This window comes from Aurantimonas sp. E1-2-R+4, from assembly GCF_036549515.1.
GTDB lineage: Bacteria > Pseudomonadota > Alphaproteobacteria > Rhizobiales > Rhizobiaceae > Aurantimonas > Aurantimonas coralicida_A.
This window is the reverse complement of record NZ_JAZHLK010000008.1, coordinates 72,838-95,578: the sequence shown is the minus strand read 5'-3', so window position 1 is coordinate 95,578 and position 22,741 is coordinate 72,838. Positions and strand designations below refer to the sequence as shown.

Below are 22,741 nucleotides of genomic sequence, written 5' to 3'. Positions count from 1 at the left end.
CTTAGCCGGAATTCTGCTCCTCACAGGGCTCTGGCGGGATTCCTAGCCCCGAAAAACTCAGGCAGCGGCCGTTTCGACAAGGGCCAATGGCTGTGCCATGGCTGGCTACAAGACCGCGAAAGTCGACGATGAGTTCCGCGATGCGGTCCACTGAGCGAAAGTTACCGATCATGCGCCTTCCCGCAACCGTCGCGATACTCTTCACGCTTTCGGCGTGCGTGAGCGGAGGAGACGAACTCGACGTGCTGCGATTGACCGCGCCCGAGGACGATGCGCATTGCCGCAGCCTTCTGATTCAGCCGGGCGAATTGGTCTATGCCCAATGCAGACTGGCACTCCGAAAGACCTATTTGACCGATTACGGGACCCGAAAGGCCACCATCGAACAGGCATACGGACCGGTGTCGGAAACACTCGACCAGGCTCTGCGAGCCGACGCGTTCTGCAACTACGACGAAAGCGTCAAGGCATCGGTGGAGTCGCAGGACGAAACCGCCGCTGCCTACCTCGCCTACGCCAATTGCGAGACGACACGGCAGCGCCTCCAGGACGAGATCACCGCCTCGACAGGTGCCGACGGCGCCGGTGTTGTGGCCGAAGAGCAACCACGAATCATCCAGCAGAACATTCATGCGGTTCGCGAGGCAAAGGCCGTCATCAACGGCCCCATAACAGCCGACGCCACCCTATGAAGCAAGTCGACGGGCTTGGACACGCCCTCTGTGGAGGCCTTCTTTGGCCTCCCCGGGCTCGGGCCCCCGCGATTCTCGCGTTCCGTTGCAGGATTTAACGAAGGTTGAGGCCATATAGCCATAGGGGCCAGACCGCTTCCCTGAGAGAACCAATTCCGCTGGAATGTCAGGAATTTCGGGGAAATGGTCAGTAATGACGTCGAACACGCAAGTGACTGTTAACTTTACGGTCACAGCGGACTAAAGGTTCAAGGGCAGCTGTGTCTTTTCCGCACTTGCTCCTATCGCCTAAAAACAACAGGTTGCCCACGCACCGGCCGCACTAGCGTCGGGAACTTAAACTGCGGCATAAACCGTCAGAGACTGATAGGTAGTTATCATGAAGAAAATCGTCATCGCATCGGTCGCGGTCTTCGCTCTCGCAACCTTCGCCGGTTGCATGGGCAAAGGCATCGGCAAGGGTAAGGGCAAGGCGCCGATCGCGGCTCCGATCGTCGTCGAAGAGCAGACCTACGTCACCAAGGGTTAATCCTTGTCTCTTGGGGGAAGCGTTGAATAGCGCTTTCCCCAAGCGCCTTCAGGGCCGAGGATGTGTCGCGCGTGGGGACGGCGGCGATCGTATAGTCGACCTGCGGACGCGTGAGTTTCCAATCTCGAAAGGCCGACCATGGCTTCATCTTTTCTAAAATTCGCCGTCATCGCCCTGCTTGGCCTAACTGCCGCAGGCTGTTCCTCGACGGGACCAAACACTATGACGTCCGGGGCACCCCTGACGTCGGCATCCTCTCTCGTCACTCCCGCGGCTTATACGCCTGCGGTCGAGGACAGCGACGTTGCCCGGCGAGCCAAGCCTTATTTCGTTGAATTCCGCGCTCGTTCGGCGCAGAGCTACGGCCACACCTTCGCGGTGTTCGGCAAGCTCGACCAGAATGGCCGTGTGCCGATCGATTCGAATGGCGTGCTGATTCCGAGCATGACCGAGATCACCGGCTTGGCTCCGGCCTCGACCAGCAACATTCCCTATACGATCGGCCATGTCCTGCCCGTTCCATCCGAAACCGGACCGAGCGACGGCGACAGCGAGAACGCCTATATGACGGCGTATTACCGAATCGATCTGACAGAGGCCGAATACCGCGGCCTCGTAGCCAAGATCCGTTATCTCAAGGCGAACCGTCCAGTTTGGCATGCCGTGCTCTACAATTGCAGCGCCTACACCAATGAAATTGCCGAATATTTGGGCTTGGAGACCGTCAATCCGCTGCTCTTCCCCAAGAACTACATCAACGCTCTGAAGCGGGCGAACACCTGATTCAAACATCGTCGGCGGAGCGCCGGTCCGGTGAACGTGACGAAAAACCCGGCTTCCACGCCGGGTTTTTTTGTGCCGGACTCGTGCCGTTAGAGACTCGAAGATCGGCGGTCGACGACAGTGACCACGAGCGTTTCCGCCGAGACTGATTCGGGACCGCTACGGCCCCGAACGATCCAGGCTCGCTACCAGGTCGGCGAAGCGCTCACCCTGCACCGTGACATGGGCTCGCAACTCCCGTTCAGCCGCCTCGCCATCACCCGCGCCGATGGCCGCGACGATCCGCTCATGCTCGGCGAGCGACTGGGGTGTCCGTTGGGCCACACGCAGCTGCAGGCGCCGATACGCCTTCAAGCGCTGGTGCAGGCGTTTCGCCTCGGCAATGAGAAACGCATTGCCGCACGCTTCGTAGATCAAGTGGTGAAAGCGTTCGTTCTCGTAATAATAGGCATCGGAATCGCGCGAGCGCGCCGCCGCGGCGCAGGCTGCATGGGCCTGGTTCAAGCTCTGCAACGCCTTGGCATCCGCCCGGCGCGCCGCAAGACGTCCTGCCATTCCCTCCAGTTCGGCCATCACCTCGAACATCTCGACAAGCTGGGCGAGGCCGACTTGGCGCACGAAGGCGCCCCGATTCGGGATCTGTTCGATCAGCGCTGCCGATGCGAGTTGGTTGATCGCCTCCCGTATAGGAGTACGGGAGACGCCGAACCGCGCGGCCAACGCCGATTCGTCCAGACGATCACCGGCGCCCCAGGCTCCCGTGACGATCTCCTGTTCCAGAACATCGCGAATTTCGCCGGCCTTGGGACGCACCAGCGGGCCCCGACCTTCGCTGGAGGGCCGCGCTACGGTGGCCATGTCATCGGATGCGGCAAAGCGGTTCTGTGCGTCCATCTAAATCGTATACAATACGGTTGACATGGCATGCAATAGAATGTGTTTTAAAGGAATGCGCTGGGAGGCGTGATCACTCAACGGGAGGATTCCATGAAATCGATCTTGATGTCGGCCGTCTGCGGCCTCGCCCTGACCGGCACCGCGCTAGCCCAGGACGTCACGCTGAAAGCCTCGCACCAGTGGCCGGGCGGCAAGGGCGACGTGCGGGACGAAATGGTGCAAATGATCGGCAAGGAGATCACGGCGGCCAATGTCGGCCTCGCAATGCAGGTTTTTCCTGGCGAATCGCTGTTCAAGGCGAAGGACCAGTGGGGCGCGGTGACCAAGGGCCAGGTGGACATAACCGCCTTTCCCCTCGACTATGCTTCGGGACGCCATCCGGAATTCTCCGCCACTCTGATGCCCGGCCTCGTCGGCAGTCACGAGCGGGCGACGCGGCTGAACGATTCGCCCTTCATGGACGAGATCAAAAAGTCGATCGACGAAGCCGGCGCGATGGTGCTGTCCGACGCCTGGCTGGCAGGCGGCTTCGTCTCTTCCAAGACCTGCATCACCACGCCGGAAAGCGCCAAGGGCCAGACATTGCGAGCTGCCGGTCCCGCCTTCGAGGAAATGCTGGTGGGCGCGGGTGCCTCTATCGCCTCGATGCCATCGTCCGAAATCTACACCGGCATTCAGCAGAATGTGCTTGACGGAGCCAACACCTCGTCTGGCTCGCTGGTTTCCTACCGCATCTATGAAGTCGCCAAGTGCCTGACCGCGCCGGGCGAAAACGCGCTCTGGTTCATGTATGAGCCGATTTTGATGTCGAAGCGCTCCTTCGACCGCCTCAATGAGGAGCAGCAGAAAGCCTTGCTCGCGGCTGGCCAGAAGGCAGAAGACTATTTTGCGGGCGAAGCCAAGAAACTCGATGGCGAACTGATCGAGGTCTACAAAAAGGCCGGCGTCGAGGTCACCGAAATGTCGAAGGAGAACTACGACGCCTGGCTCAAGATCGCCAAGGAGACCTCGTATAAAAACTTCGCCGAGAAGGTTCCGAACGGCCAGAAGCTGATCGACGACGCGCTCGCGGTCCAGTAAGGCCGACACCATCCAGGGCGGGCCGGAGAACCCGAGCCCGCCCTCTTACCTTCAATAATTTCAGCGAGGGAGCGCGCATGCGACTCATCATCGCGATCGTTTCGGCGATCTCGCGCGTTCTCGGCGTCATTGCCGCGCTATGCCTGCTAGCGGCGGTTCTATCCGTCAGCGAGATGGTGTTTGTGCGATACGTGCTCGGCCATTCGACGGTCTGGCAAACTGAATTTACGACTTACGCCATCGTCGCCGCGACCTTTCTCGGAGCCCCGTGGGTTCTGATCCAACGCGGTCACGTCAATGTCGATATCCTGCAGCTCGCGGCCGGGCCGAGGCTCCGGCTCGGCATGCAGGTTCTCGCGGCGCTCTTTTCGCTCATTTTCGTGGTGCTGCTCGCCTACGCCGGCTGGGTTCACTATGAAGAAGCCTGGTCGAACAGCTGGACCAGTGAGACGGTCTGGGCCGTTCCACTCTGGATGCCGCTGCTGCCGATGCCAGTCGGCACGGTCATGCTTGCCTTGCAATATGTGGCTGAAATCATGCGGTTATTCGTAGAGCCCGACGCCGAGCTTGGCACACCTGACAACACGCTGTTTTCCGACACCGCGAAGGGAGCCCGGTCATGAGCCCCATGATCGCCGGCCTGTCGATGCTTGTCGCCCTGCTCGGATTGCTCGCGATCGGCACGCCCATCGCCTTCGCGCTCGGGCTGGTCTCGATGGGAGCCCTTTTTTCGGTCTACGGGGCCTTCTTCCTCGAGACCCTCGGCGAACAATTCTTCGGCGCGCTGTCGTCGTTCAGCCTCGTGTCGATTCCGATGTTCATCCTGATGGGCGCGGCCGTTGCCTCCTCACCGGCCGGCAAGGATCTCTACGAGGCGCTCGACCGCTGGCTCAATCGCGTGCCCGGCGGGCTAGTCCTGTCGAATCTGGGCGCCTGCTCGATCTTCGCCGCGCTGTCCGGCTCGTCGCCCGCAACCTGCGCCGCTATCGGCAAGATGGGCATTCCGGAGATGCGCCAACGCGGTTATCCGGCCGAGATCGCCGCCGGGTCGATCGCTGCCGGCGGCACGCTCGGCATCCTGATCCCGCCATCCGTGACGATGATCGTCTACGGCATCGCGACCGAGACCTCGATCGGGCGGCTGTTCCTCGCCGGGCTGCTACCGGGTTTCATGCTGACCGTCTATTTCATGATCTGGACGATCATCGCCTGCAAGCGCCAGGGGCTCGGCCTGTCCGAACTCACCCAGAGCTTTTCGATGCGCGAGCGATTCGAGGCGCTACCGCGGGTACTGCCGTTCCTGGCGATCATCGTCGCGGTACTGTTCGTGCTCTATGGCGGTGTCGCCACCCCGTCCGAGGCCGCCGGCGTCGGCGCGCTGTTCTGCCTCGTCCTTGTCGCTGTGATCTACGGCATCTTCTCGAAGACCTGGAAGTTCTCGCAGATGCGCGTGATCTTCCGCGACACGCTGAAGGAGAGCGTGATGATCATGCTGATCATCGGCGCGTCCGAGTTGTTCGCCTTCGCACTCTCGTCGCTGTTCATCACCCAGTCTATCGCCCAGTACATTGCGGAACTGGACATCAATCGCTGGGCGCTCATGGGCGTGATCAACGTCTTTCTGCTTTTTGCCGGCTTTTTCCTGCCGCCGGTCGGCGTCATTTTGATGACCGCACCGATCCTCCTGCCGATCATCATCGGCGCGGGATTCGACCCCTATTGGTTCGCTGTTATCCTGACCATCAATATGGAGATCGGATTGATCACACCGCCGGTCGGCCTGAATCTCTACGTCATCAACGGCATCGCGCCCGACATCACGCTCGGACAGATCCTGCGGGGCTCCCTGCCCTATGTGATCTGCATGATCCTCGGCATCATCACGCTGTCGTTCTTCCCGCAGATCGCCCTGTTCTTGCCGGACCTGATCATGGGACCGGAATTGTGAGCCGGGTTTCCCTTCTGTCCGATCTGCTCGGTTCGATCGGTGCGCGCTCCTGGTTCCATGGCGAGGATGGCGGCAAGGCGATCAGCCTGCCGGAGCTCGCCGCGCTTTGCCATAAGCTCGTCTCATCACGTGGCGAGGCGACCGGCGTGCGCCTCGCGGCCGACATCCTCAAGGGTTTCCGTGCGCTCGATGAAAAGGCAGCCAAACGCTTCTTCCACATGCTCGCCGAAGAGTTCATGCCCGACGCCGAAGCCTTACGCGCCGCGGCAAACGCCTATGCCGAAATCCCAGGTCCCGATACGCTTATCGCCCTTCAACGGCTCGCCGAACCGCCCCGTCAAGAATTGTTTCGCCGGCTGAATCTCGCGCCAGGCGGAACGGCCGAGTTGGTCAAGCTCCGCGAGCGGCTGTTGCCATTTTTGAAGAGTGACCGGGAACGGCTCGGGGCCGTCGACGCCGATCTTCGCCATCTCTTTCAGTCATGGTTCAACCGCGGTTTCCTGATGCTGAAGCCGATCGACTGGGACACGCCGGCCAGCGTGCTGGAAAAGATCATCCGCTACGAAGCCGTTCACGCCATCGGTAATTGGGATGAATTGCGCCAGCGCCTTGCACCGGTCGACCGGCGCTGCTTCGGCTTTTTCCATCCCTCGATTCCGGACGACCCACTGATTTTCGTCGAGGTCGCCCTGACCGACGATATTCCAGCCAGTATCGCGTCGGTGCTCGACCCGGACCGGACCGTTCTGCCCCCGGAAGCGGCGCAGACGGCCGTCTTCTACTCGATATCCAACTGTCACACGGGGCTGGCGGGCGTGTCCTTCGGCTCGTTCCTGATCAAGCAGGTGGCCGAGGACCTCAAGGAGACGGTCCCGAGCCTGAAAGCCTTCGTCACGCTGTCCCCTGCGCCGGGCTTCGCATCCTGGATCGCCGGGCTGTCGGCGGAGGCGGCTGAAGGGCTGGAAGCCAACGAGAAGCGCACGCTGGCGATCATCGGCGAAGCCGGGTGGTCAGCGGATCCGACCAAGGCCGAGGCGGCCCGACCCGGCCTGCTCTCGCTCGCCGCCCGCTATTACCTGCGCGCCAAGCGCGGCGACGACCGGCCGATCGATCCGGTCGCGCGGTTCCATCTCGGCAACGGCGCCGTTCTCAACCGCATCATGCACCTGGGCGACACCTCCACGAGTGGCTTGGCGCAGGCGCATGGGCTGATGGTGAACTACCTCTATGATCTGCCGCGCATCGAGCAGCGTCACGAAGCCTACGCGGCGGACGGCGAGATCGCGGCCAGCCGGGCCGTCACCGCGCTCCTGCCGGGACGGGCCGGCAGCCATTCGATGAAGGACGTAGCATGACCAATCCGCTCTTCGACGGACTCCTCGCAGCCGGACAGCGCGATCCGGCGCGCCGTTTCGCCATACTCCCGGACGGGCGGAGCTACAGCTACCAGGACGTCGAGGCGGTTTCGGCGCGCTTCGCCAATGCCCTCGTCGATCTGGGCGTCAAGCCCGGCGACCGGGTGGCGGTTCAGGTCGATAAATCCATAGAAGCCTTGATGCTCTATGTCGCGACTGTGCGGGTCGGCGGCGTATTCCTGCCGCTCAACACCGCCTACACGCCGACCGAGGTGGAATATTTCCTCACCGACGCGGGTCCCCGCGTCTTCGTTTGCGATCCGGCCAGACGTGACACGCTCGTCCCCGTCGCCGAAAAGGCCGGCGCGGCGATCGAAACGCTCGGCGTCTGGACCGCGCCGGACAAAAGCGCCGGCAGCCTCAGCGACAAGGCGCTGGCGGCACCGACAAAATTCGAGACGGTCGCTCGGGCTGCCAGTGATCTGGCGGCGATCCTTTACACCTCGGGGACCACCGGGCGTTCCAAGGGCGCCATGCTCACCCAGGACAATCTCCTGTCGAATGCCGAGGTGCTGCGCGACTATTGGCGCTTCACCGACAAGGACGTGCTCCTCCACGCGCTGCCGATCTTCCACACCCACGGGCTGTTCGTCGCGTCGAACACCGCCATGATCGCCAGCGGGGCGATGATCTTCCTGCCCAAATTCGACGTCGAGGAGGTGTTTCGCTTCCTGCCGGACGCGACGGCGATGATGGGGGTCCCCACCTTCTACACGCGGCTTCTCGCCGATAAGCGTCTGACCCGCGAGGCCACGGCCCATATGCGGCTGTTCACGTCGGGCTCGGCGCCGCTACTCGCCGAGACCCACAAGGCCTTTGAGGAGCGCACCGGCCTGCGCATTCTCGAGCGCTACGGCATGACCGAGACCAATATGTCGACCTCGAACCCGTATGACGGCGACCGCCGGGCCGGCACCGTTGGCTTCCCCCTGCCCGGCGTCACCTTGAGAATCGTCGATGCCGAGACCGGCGAGGCACTCCCCAACGGCGAGATCGGCGTGATCGAGGTCAAGGGGCCGAACGTCTTTTCCGGCTATTGGCAGATGCCGGAGAAGACCGCGGCGGAATTTCGCGACGACGGGTTCTTCATTACCGGCGACCTCGGCATGATCGACGCCGACGGCTACGTGACCATCGTCGGACGCGGCAAGGATTTGGTGATCTCGGGCGGCTTCAACATCTATCCCAAGGAGGTCGAGCTTGCGCTGGACGAACTGCCGGGCGTCGTCGAAAGCGCGGTGATCGGTGTGCCGCACCCAGATTTTGGTGAGGGCGTTGTTGGCGTCGTCGTCGGCGCGTCGGGCCTGAAGGAAGAGGAATTGACCGGGGCGCTGAAGGAGCGGCTCGCCCGGTTCAAACAACCGAAGCGGATCGTCTTCGTCGACGAATTGCCGCGCAACACCATGGGCAAGGTCCAGAAGAACGTCCTGCGCGACCGTTTTGCCGATCTGTTGTCCAACGCCTGAACCGGACGAGAGGTCGCCATGCAGTAGACGAGCGCGCCGCAAGCTCTTAGGACGATGGGCACAGCGAAGATCGGCGAATGTGGCCAGCCGCGCCAGCGCATCAGACACAAGAAAGAGGGATCCATGTCCACTGCCCCTGCCGCGACCTCCTCGCACGCTCCCACTATGGCGGCCTTCGATTGGGCCGATCCGTTTCGGATTGAGGATCAGTTGAGCGAGGACGAACGCCTGATCCGCGACACGGCCAGCGCTTTCGCGGAGGAAAAGCTGCGTCCCCGGATCGTCGAAGCCTATCAGAACGAGACCACCGACCGGACGATCTTCAACGAGATGGGCGAACTCGGCCTGCTCGGTCTGACCGTCCCGGAAGAGTACGGCTGCGCGGGCGCGTCCTATGTCTCCTACGGGCTTGTCGCGCGGGCGGTCGAGGCGGTCGATTCCGGCTACCGCTCGATGATGAGTGTCCAGTCCTCCTTGGTGATGTATCCGATCTTCGCCTATGGCGACGAGACGCAGCGCAAGAAGTACCTGCCGAAGCTGGCAAGCGGCGAGTACGTCGGCTGCTTCGGCCTCACCGAGCCCGACGCCGGCTCCGACCCCAGCGGCATGAAGACGAAAGCCGAGAAGGTCTCCGACGGTTACCGTCTGTCCGGCGCCAAGATGTGGATTTCCAATTCCCCGATCGCGGATGTCTTCGTCGTCTGGGCGAAATCGACCGCCCATGACGGCCAGATCCGGGGCTTCATCCTGGAAAAGGGAATGAAGGGCCTGTCGGCACCGAAGATCGAGGGCAAGCTGTCCTTGCGGGCTTCGGTCACCGGCGAGATCGTCATGGACGGGGTCGTCGTGCCAGAGGAAAATCTCCTGCCGAATGTTTCCGGCCTCAAGGGTCCGTTCGGCTGCCTCAACCGCGCGCGGTACGGCATTTCCTGGGGGGCGATGGGCGCCGCCGAGGATTGCTGGAAGCGGGCACTCGCCTACACGCTGGAACGCATCCAGTTCGACCGGCCTCTGGCCGCGACCCAGCTCGTCCAGAAGAAGCTCGCCGACATGCAGACCGAGATCGCGCTGGGGCTGCAGGCCTCGCTTCGCGTCGGCCGCCTGTTCGACGAGGGCAAGATGGCCCCGGAGATGATCTCGCTGGTCAAGCGCAACAATTGCGGCAAGGCACTCGACATCGCCCGCGTCGCCCGCGACATGCATGGCGGCAACGGCATCATGGGCGAGTACCACGTCATGCGTCACGCCCAGAATCTGGAGACGGTCAACACCTACGAGGGCACGCATGACGTTCACGCGCTGATCCTGGGCAAGGCTCAGACCGGAATCCAGGCGTTCTTCTGATCCTCTACCCTACGTTAGTATAAGGGCACGCAATCACACGCCTATCCGTTCGACAGGCATGCGCAGTACTTGTTAAGGTCGACGCGGCGCAATCTCGGGAGCGTGTCGGCGAGCCGAAGCCACGGTGGAAAGTTCAGGAGCGCCTGTTTCGGTCGCACTTGCCGCATGGGTCCAGCCTCGGCACCGCATCGTTCCCGCGTGACCAAATCGACGGTGCCGAATGGTCGGCATCGTCGCTCGTTTTGAACGGACGCCGTTTGCGTCCGCAGTGGAGGACTACCAATGAAAAATCTGCTTCTTGGCACCATTTCCGCCGCCGCTCTCATCGCCGGCGCATCGAGCGCTTCGGCCGCCGCCGGCTGCGACGATGGCGAAATGGTCATCAAATTCGCCCACGTGGTTGCCGCGACGGGCCATCCCAAGGGTGACGCCGCGACGCTTCTCGCCGAACGCGTGAACCAGGAGATGGATGGCAAGGCCTGCATGGAGGTGTTCCCGAACTCCACACTGTTCGACGACGACAAGGTGCTCGAGGCGCTGCTGCTCGGCGACGTGCAGCTCGCCGCGCCGTCGCTGTCGAAGTTCGAGGCCTACACGCTGAAATATCGCCTCTACGACCTGCCGTTCCTGTTTTCGAACCTCAAGACCGTCGAGGCCTTCAACGACGGCGAGACCGGCAAGAATCTGCTGACCGTCATGGAGGACAAGGGATATACGGGCCTCGGATATTGGCTGTCCGGCCTGAAGCAGTTTTCGGCCAACAAGCCGCTGCTCGTACCGAGCGACGCGTCCGGACTGAAGTTCCGCATCCAGACCTCGGACGTCGCCGAAGCGATGATCGAGGCGATGGGCGGTTCGGCGCAGAAGCTCGCCTTCAAGGAGGTCTATGGCGCGCTGCAGACGGGGGTCGTGGACGGCCAGGAAAACACCTGGTCGAACATCTACACGCAGAAGTTCTTCGAGGTGCAGGACGGTATCACCGAGACCAACCATCAGGTCCTCGCTTATCTGTTGGTCACCTCGACCGAATGGCTAGACGGTCTTGAGCCTGAGTTCCGCGACCAGTTCATGAAGATCGTCGACGAAGTCACCGCCGAGGCGAACGGGAACGTCGCCGAGACCGAAGCCAAGAACCGGCAGAACATCATCGACGCCGGCGGCGAAGTGCGCGAGCTGAGCGCCGAGCAACGCGAGGAGTGGGTCTCCACGATGAAGCCGGTCTGGGACAAGTTCACCGACGACATCGGTCAGGACGTCATCGACGCCGCCGTCGCCACGGGCTCGACGAACTAACCGTCAAACGGCCGGGCGTGCCTGCGGTGCGCCCGGCCTATTTCGTTATCTCGAGTAACGTTAGTGCACGGGCTGCTCGCAACGGGCGCTGTCGTGCTGGGGGGAATGTGCGATGGCCGGCCTGTGGCCCTACCTGGCAATACTGGCCCTGATCGTAGGCTTGTATCTCGTCGAACGACGGCACGCCGAGGCAGTGACCCGGCTTGAGGAGAATATCCTCGCGATCCTTCTGGCGACCATCACGCTTGTCTCCTTCTCGCAGGTCATCGCGCGCTACGGCTTCAACAGCGGCTGGTCCGGCGCGCTCGAACTGACCCGCATCCTGTTTGCCTGGATGATCCTGTTCGGCATGGGCTACGGGCTGAAGCAGGGGCTGCATCTGGGTGTCGACGCAGCGATCCGGCTGTTCCCCAAGCCAGTGTTCCGGATCGCCGCCCTGTTCGGTGCGCTTTGCACCGCCCTTTACGCCATCATTCTGCTGTCGGCCGATTGGCTGTCGATCTTCGGCGCGAACTCCTCCGGCGGCGCCATCTTCTATTGGACCAAGTTCTTCAATCTCGGGCTTGGGCTCGACGACGTGCGCTATCCTGAATGGGTGCAGGAAACCTTCGGCGTCCAGGAACGCGTCCAACGCTGGATTGCCTATCTGATGCTGCCGATCGGCCTGGCCCTTCTGGCCTACCGCTCGCTGCAGGCGATCGTCCAGATCTGGACCGGCCAGCGCGAACTCGTCATCGCCGGCCACGAGGCGGAAGACCTCGTCGCGGAAAACAAAGATCTCCTGAAAGACTGACCGCGATGGAAACGCTCATCCTCTTCATTCTGGTTCTGGGGCTGCTGTTCCTCGGCGCGCCGGTGGCCATTTCGCTCGGCCTCTCCTCGGTCATCACCATCGCCTTTTTCTCTAGCGACTCCATGTCGTCGGTGGCGCTGCAATTGTTCACCGCCTCGCAGAACTACACGCTGCTGGCGATCCCGTTCTTCGTGCTCGCCTCCGCCTTCATGTCGACCGGAGGCGTCGCCAAGCGGCTCATTAACTTCGCCATCGCCACAGTCGGCCATTTTCGCGGCGGCCTCGCCATGGCCTCGGTTCTGGCCTGCATGCTGTTCGCCGCCCTCTCCGGCTCGTCGCCGGCCACCGTGGTCGCGATCGGCACCATCGCCATCGCCGGCATGCGCAAGGTCGGCTACAGCAAGGAGTTCGCGGCTGGCATCATCGCCAACGCCGGAACCCTCGGCATCCTGATACCACCGTCCATCGTCATGGNCGCCGGCATGCGCAAGGTCGGCTACAGCAAGGAGTTCGCGGCTGGCATCATCGCCAACGCCGGAACCCTCGGCATCCTGATACCACCGTCCATCGTCATGGTCGTTTATTCGGCCGCCACCGACGTGTCCGTCGGGCGCATGTTCCTCGCCGGCGTCGTTCCTGGCATCGTCGCCGGGCTGATGCTGATGATCGCGATCTATATCATGGCGCGGATCAAGAACCTGCCGGCCGAGCCCTGGCGCGGCTTCCATGAGATCGCACGCCACGGCAAGGACGCCGGCTGGGGCCTGTTCCTGATCATCATCATCCTCGGCGGCATCTATGGCGGCGTGTTCACGCCGACGGAAGCGGCCGCGGTGGCGGCGGTCTACGCGTTCTTCGTCGCCTTGTTCATCTATCGCGACATGGGACCACTCAAGGACGAGCCCTGGCTGCGCGAGACCGACTTGTCCCGCGCCCGCGTCGGCTTCTCCGCCCTCGTCTATGCCGTCTCCTTCTTCTCTGTCTGGATGATCCTCTCCTTCTTCGCGACGTCCGGTCCCGGCGGCGCGAGCTTCGGCTTCGGCGAGCGGGCGACCGTCGGTCTTGTGTTGTCTTTGGCGATCCTCGTCGCCTACACGCTCTGGCGCGGCGAAAGCGCGGGACTGGCGGGCGTGCCGAAGCACCTGGCCGCCAGCCTGCCGATCTGGGGCCGCAACCTGGGAATGACGGGGCGTTCCTTCTTCAGGGCGTTCTTCAACGAAGACACGCGCAAGGTCACCGTCGACGCGGCGCGCACGACGATCATGCTGATGTTCATCATCGTCAACGCGCTGCTCTTTGCCCATGTGCTGACGGCGGAACGCATTCCCCAGGCGATCACCAGCCTGATGCTCGACGCCGGCTTCAACTGGTTCACCTTCCTGATCGCGGTCAATATCCTGCTGCTCCTCGGCGGCCAGTTCATGGAACCGTCCGGGCTACTTCTGATCGTCGCCCCAGTGGTGTTCCCGATCGCGATGGAGCTCGGCGTCGATCCGGTCCATCTCGGCATCGTCATGGTGGTCAACATGGAGATTGGCATGATCACGCCGCCGATCGGGCTCAACCTGTTCGTCACCTCGGGCATCACCGGGATGAGCCTGGTTCAGGTGGTCAAGGCGGCGCTACCCTTCGTCGGGGTGCTCTTCCTGTTCCTGATTCTGGTGACGTATGTGCCGATTTTGTCGACCTGGCTGCCCTACAGCCTGATGGGACCGGAACTCGTCACCCGCTAAGCAGCGGGTCTGTGGCGGGTCGCCGCAGCAGACCCGGAAAAGCGGTTCCGCTCGGCGCGCCGACAGCGCCGCTCCAGTCGATTCGACGGCGGCGCCGGCTCTCTACACCGAAAGATGCGCATCGCGGATTTCGGGGTGATCTTCCAGCTCGGCAAACGAGCCGTCGAATTTCTTCTCGCCGCTTTCGATGATGAGCGCGCGGTCGGCGACGATCCTGGCGAAATGCAGATTCTGCTCCGAGAGCAGTACCGTCAGGCCCTCCGCCTTGAAGCGTAGGATGGTTTCGGCCATCTGTTCCATGATCAGCGGCGCGAGGCCCTCGGATGGCTCGTCGAGCAGCAGCAGGCGCGGATTTCCCATCAAAGTGCGCGCGATGCTCAGCATTTGTCGTTCGCCGCCCGACAGGGTCTTGCCACGGTTGTTGCGGCGCTCGCCAAGGTTGGGAAAAAGCTGGAACAGCATCTCGACAGTCCATTTCGGGGCCGCGTAGCGAGCCGATTGCCGGCCGACTTCGAGGTTTTCCAGGATTGTGAGATCGGTGAAGATCCGCCGCTCCTCCGGCACATAGCCGACCCCGTGGCGGGCGACCTTGTACGCCGGCCACCCGGTGATGTCCTCGCCCTCCAGCCGCACCCGGCCGGAGCGGGCGCGGACAAGCTGCATGACGGATTTCATCGTCGTCGTCTTGCCGGCCCCGTTGCGGCCAAGCAAGGCCACGACCTCGCCGGCGTTCACCGAAAGACTGAGATCGTGCAGAATATGCGCCCTGCCGTAGAAGCTGTTGATCGCGCTAATCTCAAGCATCGCGACCATCCCGCGAAAACAGTGTTCCGCCCCCCAGATAGACTTGCTGAACCCGCTCGTCGGCGCGGATTTCGGCCGCGGTGCCCTCGGCGATCAGTTCGCCTCTGTTGAGCACCATGATGTGGTGGGCATGGGTGAAGACGACGTCCATGTCGTGCTCGGTGAACAGCACGCTGATGCCGCGCTTCTCAACGATATCGGCGGTCAGCTGCATCAGCGCCACCCGCTCCCGTGGAGCCATCCCAGCGGTCGGCTCGTCCATCAACAGGAGGCCCGGCCGGTGGCTGAGCGCGATGGCCAGTTCCAAGCGCTTCAGGTCGCCATAGGCGAGGATCGAGCAGGCACGATCGGCCTGGTCGGCCATCCCGACAAGCTCAAGCAGCGCGAGCGCTTCGTCGCGGTAGAGGCGGTAGGCGTAGGGAACCACCGCGAACAGCCGCCGATGATGGCTGATCAGTGCCATCTGCACGTTCTCGGCAACCGTCATGCTCTGATATGTGCCGGTGATCTGGAAAGTCCGCCCGACCCCCATGCGCCAGATCCGCCGGGGCGGCAGGCCGGTGATCGGCTTGCCGTGCAGAAACACCTTGCCGCCGCTGGGCTTCAGCTGGCCCATCAGCATGTTGAAGCAGGTGGATTTACCGGCGCCGTTCGGTCCGATCAGCGCCTTCAGTTCACCCGGCATCACGTTGAAGCTGACACCCTTGACGGCGTCGACGCCGTCAAAGGATTTGGCCAGATGCTCGACTTTTAGGACCGGGCTCACGAAACGCCCTGCCTGTCACGGGTCAAACCGAGGCGCTCGCCCAGCTTCCGCAGCGATCCGACGATGCCGTCGGGCGCCACGATCACCACGGCGATGATCAAAAGGCCGAGGATCAGCCGCCAATATTCGAGCCGGGTCAGCCAGTCCTTCACCGCTTCCAGCGAGGCGGCGCCGACGACGCCGCCGGAAAGGGTTTTGACCCCACCGAGGAAGACGACGATCAAGGCGTCGAAGCTCTTGGCGATCTCCAATTCGTTCGGAAAGATCGACCCCTTGGAGAAGACGAACAGGCCGCCGGCAAGGCCCGCCAGTGCGCCGGCAATCGCGAAGGCGACCCACTGCACCGTCTTGACGTTGATACCCGTCGCCGCGGCCTGGCGCGCGCTGTCGCGGCAGGCGCGCAACGCGTAGCCGAAGGGCGAATGGGTCATATGACGGAGGAAGATGATCCCGCCGACGCCGAACAGAAGCGTGAAATAGTAATAGGCCGTGGTGTCGGAGAGCCACGCGGCCGGCCAGATGTTGACCAGCCCGTCGTCACCACCGGTGACCGCGCCCCACTGAAAGACTAGCGACCACACGAGCTGGCTGAAGGCCAGCGTCAGCATGGCGAAATAGACCCCGCTGAGGCGGATGCAGAACCACCCGATGACGATCGCCAGCAGCCCGGCCCCCAGCGGCGCCATCACAAAGGCGATTTCCATCGGCGCGTCGGCGTAGACGACCACGAGCGCCGCCGCGTAGGCGCCGCCGCCGAAGAACACCGCGTGACCGAAGCTGACCAGCCCGCCCCAGCTGAGGATGAATTGCAGCGATGCGGCGAACAGGCAGACGATGAGGATATCGGTCACCAGCACCTTGGTGAAGTTCGATCCAAACACGGGAAGGAGCAGGAGAGCCACGAGAAGCACCGCGACGAACAGCCGGCCCCGCGGTCCGGCGGGGCGCATCGGTTGTTCCGGTTCGCCCGCTTGCCCTTGCTCGCCAGCCACCTCCTCGCGTCCCAGGAGACCATAGGGGCGCACCATCAGCACCACCGCCATGACGACGAACATCAGCACCAGCGTGCTTTGCGGCAGGTACAGGACGCCGAAGACGTTCAGGACCGAAATGAGTACGGCGGCGAGAAATGCCCCCGGCAGCGATCCCATGCCACCGATCACCACCACCACGAAGATGGCGGCGAGGATATTGAAATCCATCAAAAGGTCGGCGCCGCCCTTGGGCAGCTGGATCGCTCCACCCAGCCCGGCGAGCGCCGAGCCGAGAAAGAAGACGCCGGTGAACAGCCAGGCTTGGTTGACGCCGAGCGCGCCGACCATCTCGCGATCCTGCGTCGCCGCCCGCATGAGGATGCCGACGCGTGTCCGGTTGATCAGCCACCACAGGCCGAACAGCACGAAGGGTGTGATCGCAATCAGGGCCAGGTCATATTGCGGCACCGGCTCGCCCATGATGCGCACCACGGATTTCAGTCCTGGCGCGCGCGGCCCCAGGCGGTCTTCCGGCCCCCAGATGATCAGCACCAGATCCTGAATGACCAGGATCACCCCGAAGGTGGCGACCAGTTGAAACAGCTCCGGCGCCCGGTAAATCGGGCGAAGCACCAGGATTTCGACAACCACGCCGACGAGGCCGACAGCTATTCCCGCCAGGACGATCGACCCCCAGAAGCCGAAATGCCCCGGAAGGATATCCATAAGCGAAAGGCCGATATAGGCCCCCAGCATGTAGAACGAGCCGTGGGCGAAATTGACGATCCGCGTCACGCCGAAGATGAGCGACAATCCGGAAGCGACCAGGAACAGCGCCGCCGCGTTTGCAAGCCCGGTGAGGAGCTGTGCCACAAAAAGTCCCATGGCGTCCGTTCTGTCGCAAGTGATGCGGGCGGATCAAAATGCCGGCGGGGCCCCGGGACGAGCCCGAAACCTCCGCCGGCGACAAGGCCGGATATCAGTCAGCCGGGCGCATGGCTTTGATCTCTTGGTCGCTCGGCATGTAGGGCGTCGGATCGACATAGGTCCAATCGACCATCACCCCTTTGCCGTCCTCGACCGCGGTGGTGCCGATAAAGGCGCCCATCGTCGACTGATTGTCGATGTCGCGATAGGTGATTTCGCCGTCGGGCGTCTCGACCGTCAGCCCTTTGAACGCTTCAAGCAGGGCATCGGTCTCGGTGGAGCCCGCCTTTTCGATCAGCGCCGCAATGCTCTGGGCGGTCATGTAGCCGACGAGGCTGCCGTTCTTCGGGCTCTCGCCGGTTTCAGCCGTATAGGCATCCACGAATGTCTTTCCCGGTCCCTCGTTGAGCGCGTACCAGGGATATCCGGTCACGACCCAGCCGACCGGCGCTTCATCGCCCAGCGGCTCCAGATATTCCGGCTCGCCGGTCAGCAGCCCGTAGACCTTGCGGCCTTCGAACAGACCTCGCGTGCCGCCCTCGCGGACGAATTTGGCAAGATCGGACCCGAAGGTGACATTGTAGATCGCGTCGGGCTTGGCGGCCTCCAGCGCCTGAACCTCGGCGCCGGCGTCGATCTTGAACAGCGCCGGCCACTGTTCGGTGACGAATTCGACCTCCGGCTTCAGCCGCTTGAGATTGGTCTTGAACGCCTCGACCGCGTCGGTGCCGTAGGCATAGTTCGGCGCGATCGTGGCATAGCGGACCGCGTCGGTCTTCGCGGCCTGTTCGGCCAGCATGGCGGCCTGAACGAAGGTCGAGGTCCGCAGGCGGAACGTGTAGGGATTGCCCGAGCTCCAGACCAGGGCGTCCGCCAGCGGTTCGGCGGCCAGATACAGATAGCCCCTCTCGGCCGCGAGCGAGGAGATGGCGAGGCCGACATTCGACAGGATCGTCCCGGTGAGCATCACCGCGCCCTCGCGGGTCATCAGTTCCTCGGCGATCTTCACGGCCTCGCCCGGCTTGCCCTGGTCGTCGCGGAAGATGAATTCCAGCGGCTTGTCGAGAACGCCCCCCGCCTGGTTGATCTCCTTCAGCGCCAGTTCGATGCCCTTCCTGTAGGGCTCCGCGAAAGCCGCCATCCGCTTGTAGTGATTGATATCGCCGATCTTGATCGACTCCTGGGCGACCGCGCCCCCCGAGATGGCAGTCAACAGTGCGGCGGCGACTGCCAGTTTGCGGATTATTCTCATGAGTCTCTCCTGATGGCTTCGAGCACGAAACGCGCACCCATAACGGCACAATCATGGTCGGCGAAGACCGATGCGGGGCCATCCGCCCCCGCGCTTTCCCTCGCTGGCACTTGGTCGATCCGTCCGCGATAGACCATCGGCGCCTGGTCGATCGCAATCGGGATCAGGCAACGCTCCTGCCGGCGCTCCCTTCCTCACCGCTTCCGGCTTTTCCTTATCGTCCGAAGCGCCAATACGGAATAGCGCGTCGATGCCTATGGTCGGAGACCTGGCATGCACGGCCGTATCGCGACGCCGCTGGCGGCGTCGGATTGTTCGTCCGGGACCGGTCGTCGGCTGCCCGACTGCGCCGGTGCGCTTGTTTGGGGAGTAACAATGCTCGCGATTTCGGCGAAGACTTTCATGACGGCACACACGCGCCGTCGGATCGATTCCAGTCAGAGCACGGAACGCGAGCCGAAAACCGATTCCGGCATTTCCTGATTTCGCGCTAGCGTGGTCAGAATGAAACTGTTCGGACGGTCGTCCGACAAGGGCGCAAGAATGTTGGACCGAATTGGACGTCTGATCGCGGCATTCCTTCAGGCGCCCGTCACAGACTGTGCCGGGGCCACGCCGTTCCCGTTCGATGCCTTGCTCCATGCGTTGCGCCCCTGCGACGTCATTCTGATCGAGGGCAACACGCGCATTTCCTCACCCATCAAATACCTGACCCAGTCGACCTGGTCGCACTCCGCCCTCTACGTCGGACAGCATCGCGATCTTCGACACGCAATCATCGAAGCCGACCTCGAACAAGGCGTCATCATCGCGGCGATCGAGAAATACAAGGATGTTCACATCCGGATATGCCGGCCGAGCGGCCTCAACCCCCGTGACCAGGCGCGCATCATCCGATTCGCGGCAGAGCGCGTGGGCAACGGCTACGACCTCCAGAATATCTTCGATCTGATCCGCTATCTGGTTCCCCTGCCCGTCCCCCGCCGGTTTCGCCGCCGGATGATATCGCTGGGTTCGGGCGACCCGACGCGGGCGATCTGCTCGACGCTGATCGCCCAGGCATTTCAGCATGTCGGCTACCCGATCCTGCCACGCATCGAGACCCATGACCCCAGACGGAGCCGTTGGGGGAACGAGGCCGAGATCATGCACATCCGGCACCACTCGCTGTTCGTGCCGCGCGATTTCGATCTCTCGCCGTTCTTCGAGATCGTTAAGCCGCCGCTGCGTCCCGACTTCGACTTCCATGATGTCGAATGGAGTTCGGCGCGCGATGGCGCCGAAACTGCGTGTCCGTGAGCGGATTATGCGGCCCCGAACCTTCGGCCGGCGGTCCGATAATCCCCGGCAGAGGATCGGCAAACCGTAACGCCCGAAGCTCCACAGCGAGAAGAACTCCGGGCTAACACAGTTATCAGGCCGCGTCGTCCGCCTTCCGGCGAAGGTCCGGCGGAACCGCTTCTTTGCTGAGCGATGCGACCGCGTCCGCGAGGCTCATCGACGTCTGATCGCGTGAGCCGATCCGGCGCAGATTGACCGTCCGCTCCTCGGCCTCGCGTTTGCCGCAGACGAGAATCACCGGGACCTTGGCGACCGAGTGCTCGCGGACCTTGTAGTTGATCTTCTCGTTTCTGAGGTCGGCTTCGACCTTGAGGCCTGCTCGCTTCAATTCGGCCGCGACTTCCTCAGCGTAGTCGTCGGCGTCCGACGTAATCGTCGCCACCACCACCTGCAGCGGCGCGAACCACAGCGGCAGATGCCCGGCATAGTTCTCGAGCAGGATTCCGAGGAAGCGCTCCATCGAGCCGCAGATCGCCCGGTGAATCATGACCGGGGTCTTCTTGTTGGAATCCTTGTCGATATAGAACGCGCCGAAACGTTCCGGCAGGGTGAAGTCGACCTGGGTGGTGCCGCATTGCCAGTCGCGCCCGATGGCATCGCGCAGGACATATTCAAATTTCGGCCCGTAAAACGCCCCCTCGCCCGGATTGATCGCGGTCTTGATCTTGCCGCCCGACTGCGCCGCGATCTGCTCGAGCACATCGGCCATGATCTTTTCGGCGTGGTCCCAGTTGGCGTCCGATCCAACGCGCTTTTCGGGCCGGGTCGACAGTTTCACCGTGATCTCGTCGAAGCCGAAATCGGCATAGGTCGACAGGATCAGATCGTTGATCCGCAGGCATTCCGACTCGAGCTGATCCTCGGTGCAGAAGACGTGGGCGTCGTCCTGGGTGAAACCGCGCACGCGCATGAGACCATGCAGCGCCCCGGACGGCTCATAGCGGTGGACGTTACCGAATTCCGCATAGCGAATGGGCAGATCGCGGTAGCTTTTCAGACCGTGCTTGAAGATTTGCACATGACCGGGGCAATTCATCGGCTTGATCGCGAAGACGCGTTCGTCCTCGGTTTCCGTGACGAACATATTCTCCTTGTACCAGCCCCAATGGCCTGAGGTTTCCCACAGCGCCTTGTCGAGGATCTGCGGCGCGTTGACCTCGTCATAGGTGCCTTCGAGGCGGCGGCGCATGTAGCGGACGAGGTTCTGGAACATCCGCCAGCCATGCGCGTGCCAGAAGACGACCCCCGGTCCCTCCTCCTGGAAATGAAACAGGTCCATCTCCCGGCCGAGCCGGCGGTGGTCGCGCTTTTCCGCCTCCTCCAGCATGTGGAGATAGGCTTTCAGCTGCTCCTGATTGGCCCAGGCCGTGCCGTAGATGCGGGTCAGCATCGGATTGTTCGAGTCCCCGCGCCAATAGGCGCCCGCGACCTTCATCAGCTTGAAGGCGTCGCCGACCTGGCCGGTCGAAGCCATGTGCGGCCCGCGGCAGAGATCGAACCAGTCGCCCTGGCTGTATATCTTGACGTCCTGGTCCTCGGGGATCGCGTCCAGCAGTTCGACCTTGTAGGCCTCCCCCTTGTCGGCGAACACCTGACGCGCCTTGTCACGCGGCCAGACTTCCTTGGTGAAGCGCGCGTTGCGGCGAATAATCTCGGCCATCTTCTTCTCGATGGTCGTCAGGTCGTCGGTGGTGAAGGGCGTATCGCGGGCGAAATCGTAATAGAAGCCGTTCTCGATCACCGGGCCGATCGTCACCTGGGTGTCCGGCCACAACTCCTGAACCGCTTCGGCCATGACGTGGGCGGCGTCGTGCCGAATGAGTTCGAGCGCGCGCGGGTCGTCGCGGGTGACGATCTCGAGCGCACCGCCGCGCCCGAGCGGATCGGCCAGATCGCGCACTTCACCGTCGAGCGCATAGGCGACGGCTTTCTTGGCAAGCGATTTGGAAATGCCGACGGCAACGTCGATACCGCGCGTCGCGGCGTCGAATTCGCGCGCGGAGCCATCGGGAAAGATCAGGGAAACGGCCTCAGCCATGGTGCGTACTCTCTCATCCAGTCCCGCCAACGAACGCGGGTGGTTCGATTTGCCGGTGATCCGGCGCGAAATCGCAGTGCTTGATCGTGATTTGCACGCGATGGTCGCGGCCGATATATTTGACGGGCGCGTGCCTATGCAAGGGAGCCGCAGTCATGAACATCGAAATTCTGCAGCCGAAGGCCTTCGATCTTGTGGGAAGCCGCATCCTCATCGCGGGCAACGCGGTCGGGTTTGAAAGCCATCTGACGATCAGGGTCAGCGACGGACATGACGAGGTGACAGCCGCTGCCACCGCGGGTTCGCTATCCATCAGGCAGTTCCAGGCGGCCGTCGACATCCCGTCCGATGCCGCCTTCACGCTGAGCCGGCTCTTCGTCACCGTCACCGACGACAGCGCTGGCGGCCCCAACCCGCCGACCGTGACCGTGCCGGTTCTCTACGGTCCGAAGATCCTTCCGGGATATGTCGGGTATTGGGAGCACATGGTGATCAGCGGCGAGACGCTCTCGGCCCTGGCGAACCGGTACTACGAGGATGCCTCGAAATACCCGGTCATCCAAGCGGCCAATCAACAGTTTGTCGCCGATCCGAACCTGATCTTTCCGGGACAGTTGCTAAGAATCCCGCGGGACTTCTGAACCGGTTGGAACGCGCCGCCCTCTA

At 62.8% G+C, this 22,741-nt stretch carries 20 protein-coding genes; 14 read left to right on the top strand and 6 right to left on the bottom strand.

All coding sequences use genetic code 11. The annotated features are described in order from the left end of the window. The first annotated feature begins 170 nt into the window (after positions 1–170). The 3 genes from VQ045_RS06125 (at position 171) to VQ045_RS06115 (ending at position 2,004) form a co-directional block, all read left to right on the top strand. Positions 171–692, top strand: a complete 522-nt coding sequence (locus VQ045_RS06125) for a hypothetical protein (protein ID WP_331829478.1) — start codon at positions 171–173, stop codon at positions 690–692. 379 nt (positions 693–1,071) lie between these two features. Further along, entirely contained in the window at positions 1,072–1,221 is a 150-nt protein-coding gene (locus VQ045_RS06120) for an ABC transporter (protein ID WP_327624869.1), read from the top strand. Positions 1,222–1,443: 222 nt separating this feature from the next. Next, on the top strand, positions 1,444–2,004 hold the full coding sequence (locus VQ045_RS06115; protein WP_327624870.1) for a hypothetical protein: 561 nt from the start codon (positions 1,444–1,446) through the stop codon (positions 2,002–2,004). Positions 2,005–2,163: 159 nt separating this feature from the next. Here the strand turns inward: VQ045_RS06115 and VQ045_RS06110 are convergent, their stop codons facing one another. Next, entirely contained in the window at positions 2,164–2,898 is a 735-nt protein-coding gene (locus tag VQ045_RS06110) for a GntR family transcriptional regulator (RefSeq protein WP_331829477.1), read from the bottom strand. Positions 2,899–2,991: 93 nt separating this feature from the next. Here VQ045_RS06110 and VQ045_RS06105 point away from each other — a divergent pair, with 93 nt between their 5' ends. The 9 genes from VQ045_RS06105 to VQ045_RS06065 all read left to right on the top strand — a co-directional run bounded on the left by VQ045_RS06105 (position 2,992) and on the right by VQ045_RS06065 (position 13,973). Beyond that, positions 2,992–3,981: a TRAP transporter substrate-binding protein gene (locus tag VQ045_RS06105; RefSeq protein ID WP_327647416.1), complete on the top strand. Its 990-nt coding sequence runs from the start codon at positions 2,992–2,994 to the stop codon at positions 3,979–3,981. Positions 3,982–4,058: 77 nt separating this feature from the next. After that, positions 4,059–4,604, top strand: a complete 546-nt coding sequence (locus VQ045_RS06100) for a TRAP transporter small permease subunit (protein WP_327624873.1) — start codon at positions 4,059–4,061, stop codon at positions 4,602–4,604. Further along, positions 4,601–5,929 carry a TRAP transporter large permease gene (locus VQ045_RS06095; RefSeq protein ID WP_327624874.1) on the top strand — a complete coding sequence of 443 codons (1,329 nt, stop codon included), beginning with the start codon at positions 4,601–4,603 and terminating at the stop codon, positions 5,927–5,929. The genes VQ045_RS06100 and VQ045_RS06095 overlap by 4 nt, the downstream gene beginning before the upstream one ends. Then, positions 5,926–7,284 (top strand): malonyl-CoA decarboxylase, encoded by a 1,359-nt coding sequence (locus VQ045_RS06090; RefSeq protein WP_331829476.1) that lies wholly within the window; start codon positions 5,926–5,928, stop codon positions 7,282–7,284. Before VQ045_RS06095 ends, VQ045_RS06090 begins: the two co-directional genes overlap by 4 nt. Further along, the gene (locus VQ045_RS06085; RefSeq protein WP_331829475.1) at positions 7,281–8,810 is read left to right on the top strand and encodes a malonate--CoA ligase; all 1,530 of its coding nucleotides are present in this window, start codon (positions 7,281–7,283) and stop codon (positions 8,808–8,810) included. The genes VQ045_RS06090 and VQ045_RS06085 overlap by 4 nt, the downstream gene beginning before the upstream one ends. A gap of 123 nt (positions 8,811–8,933) precedes the next feature. Then, positions 8,934–10,154 carry an acyl-CoA dehydrogenase gene (locus VQ045_RS06080; protein WP_331829474.1) on the top strand — a complete coding sequence of 407 codons (1,221 nt, stop codon included), beginning with the start codon at positions 8,934–8,936 and terminating at the stop codon, positions 10,152–10,154. A 282-nt stretch (positions 10,155–10,436) separates the two neighbouring features. Continuing rightward, on the top strand, positions 10,437–11,447 hold the full coding sequence (locus tag VQ045_RS06075; RefSeq protein WP_327647411.1) for a DctP family TRAP transporter solute-binding subunit: 1,011 nt from the start codon (positions 10,437–10,439) through the stop codon (positions 11,445–11,447). Positions 11,448–11,559: 112 nt separating this feature from the next. Further along, positions 11,560–12,240: a TRAP transporter small permease gene (locus tag VQ045_RS06070; RefSeq protein WP_327647409.1), complete on the top strand. Its 681-nt coding sequence runs from the start codon at positions 11,560–11,562 to the stop codon at positions 12,238–12,240. 5 nt (positions 12,241–12,245) lie between these two features. Next, positions 12,246–13,973 carry a TRAP transporter large permease gene (locus tag VQ045_RS06065; protein ID WP_331829473.1) on the top strand — a complete coding sequence of 576 codons (1,728 nt, stop codon included), beginning with the start codon at positions 12,246–12,248 and terminating at the stop codon, positions 13,971–13,973. A gap of 102 nt (positions 13,974–14,075) precedes the next feature. Here VQ045_RS06065 and VQ045_RS06060 read toward each other — a convergent pair whose 3' ends face one another. From VQ045_RS06060 to VQ045_RS06045, 4 genes are all read right to left on the bottom strand, one after another. Then, positions 14,076–14,777, bottom strand: coding sequence for an ABC transporter ATP-binding protein (locus VQ045_RS06060; protein WP_331829472.1), 702 nt, complete (start codon positions 14,775–14,777; stop codon positions 14,076–14,078). Continuing rightward, positions 14,770–15,543 carry an ABC transporter ATP-binding protein gene (locus VQ045_RS06055; RefSeq protein WP_331829471.1) on the bottom strand — a complete coding sequence of 258 codons (774 nt, stop codon included), beginning with the start codon at positions 15,541–15,543 and terminating at the stop codon, positions 14,770–14,772. The genes VQ045_RS06060 and VQ045_RS06055 overlap by 8 nt, the downstream gene beginning before the upstream one ends. After that, complete coding sequence (locus tag VQ045_RS06050; protein WP_331829470.1) at positions 15,540–17,402, bottom strand: ABC transporter permease; 1,863 nt, start codon at positions 17,400–17,402, stop codon at positions 15,540–15,542. The genes VQ045_RS06055 and VQ045_RS06050 overlap by 4 nt, the downstream gene beginning before the upstream one ends. A gap of 94 nt (positions 17,403–17,496) precedes the next feature. Beyond that, the gene (locus VQ045_RS06045; RefSeq protein WP_331829469.1) at positions 17,497–18,696 is read right to left on the bottom strand and encodes an ABC transporter substrate-binding protein; all 1,200 of its coding nucleotides are present in this window, start codon (positions 18,694–18,696) and stop codon (positions 17,497–17,499) included. A gap of 543 nt (positions 18,697–19,239) precedes the next feature. Here VQ045_RS06045 and VQ045_RS06040 point away from each other — a divergent pair. Then, positions 19,240–19,995 carry a YiiX/YebB-like N1pC/P60 family cysteine hydrolase gene (locus tag VQ045_RS06040; RefSeq protein WP_331829468.1) on the top strand — a complete coding sequence of 252 codons (756 nt, stop codon included), beginning with the start codon at positions 19,240–19,242 and terminating at the stop codon, positions 19,993–19,995. Between the two features lie 115 nt (positions 19,996–20,110). Here VQ045_RS06040 and thrS read toward each other — a convergent pair whose 3' ends face one another. Continuing rightward, complete coding sequence (gene thrS, locus VQ045_RS06035; RefSeq protein ID WP_331829467.1) at positions 20,111–22,075, bottom strand: threonine--tRNA ligase; 1,965 nt, start codon at positions 22,073–22,075, stop codon at positions 20,111–20,113. A 155-nt stretch (positions 22,076–22,230) separates the two neighbouring features. Here thrS and VQ045_RS06030 point away from each other — a divergent pair, with 155 nt between their 5' ends. Further along, complete coding sequence (locus tag VQ045_RS06030) at positions 22,231–22,716, top strand: LysM peptidoglycan-binding domain-containing protein (RefSeq protein ID WP_327647396.1); 486 nt, start codon at positions 22,231–22,233, stop codon at positions 22,714–22,716. Positions 22,717–22,741 lie beyond the last annotated feature (25 nt).

Coding starts and splice junctions, on each gene's coding strand:
- VQ045_RS06125 (WP_331829478.1), top strand. CDS start 171: ATGCGCCTTCCCGCAACCGTCGCGATACTCTTCACGCTTTCGGCGTGC.
- VQ045_RS06120 (WP_327624869.1), top strand. CDS start 1,072: ATGAAGAAAATCGTCATCGCATCGGTCGCGGTCTTCGCTCTCGCAACC.
- VQ045_RS06115 (WP_327624870.1), top strand. CDS start 1,444: ATGACGTCCGGGGCACCCCTGACGTCGGCATCCTCTCTCGTCACTCCC.
- VQ045_RS06110 (WP_331829477.1), bottom strand. CDS start 2,898: ATGGACGCACAGAACCGCTTTGCCGCATCCGATGACATGGCCACCGTA.
- VQ045_RS06105 (WP_327647416.1), top strand. CDS start 2,992: ATGAAATCGATCTTGATGTCGGCCGTCTGCGGCCTCGCCCTGACCGGC.
- VQ045_RS06100 (WP_327624873.1), top strand. CDS start 4,059: ATGCGACTCATCATCGCGATCGTTTCGGCGATCTCGCGCGTTCTCGGC.
- VQ045_RS06095 (WP_327624874.1), top strand. CDS start 4,601: ATGAGCCCCATGATCGCCGGCCTGTCGATGCTTGTCGCCCTGCTCGGA.
- VQ045_RS06085 (WP_331829475.1), top strand. CDS start 7,281: ATGACCAATCCGCTCTTCGACGGACTCCTCGCAGCCGGACAGCGCGAT.
- VQ045_RS06080 (WP_331829474.1), top strand. CDS start 8,934: ATGTCCACTGCCCCTGCCGCGACCTCCTCGCACGCTCCCACTATGGCG.
- VQ045_RS06075 (WP_327647411.1), top strand. CDS start 10,437: ATGAAAAATCTGCTTCTTGGCACCATTTCCGCCGCCGCTCTCATCGCC.
- VQ045_RS06070 (WP_327647409.1), top strand. CDS start 11,560: ATGGCCGGCCTGTGGCCCTACCTGGCAATACTGGCCCTGATCGTAGGC.
- VQ045_RS06060 (WP_331829472.1), bottom strand. CDS start 14,777: ATGCTTGAGATTAGCGCGATCAACAGCTTCTACGGCAGGGCGCATATT.
- VQ045_RS06050 (WP_331829470.1), bottom strand. CDS start 17,402: ATGGGACTTTTTGTGGCACAGCTCCTCACCGGGCTTGCAAACGCGGCG.
- VQ045_RS06045 (WP_331829469.1), bottom strand. CDS start 18,696: ATGAGAATAATCCGCAAACTGGCAGTCGCCGCCGCACTGTTGACTGCC.
- VQ045_RS06040 (WP_331829468.1), top strand. CDS start 19,240: ATGTTGGACCGAATTGGACGTCTGATCGCGGCATTCCTTCAGGCGCCC.
- thrS (WP_331829467.1), bottom strand. CDS start 22,075: ATGGCTGAGGCCGTTTCCCTGATCTTTCCCGATGGCTCCGCGCGCGAA.
- VQ045_RS06030 (WP_327647396.1), top strand. CDS start 22,231: ATGAACATCGAAATTCTGCAGCCGAAGGCCTTCGATCTTGTGGGAAGC.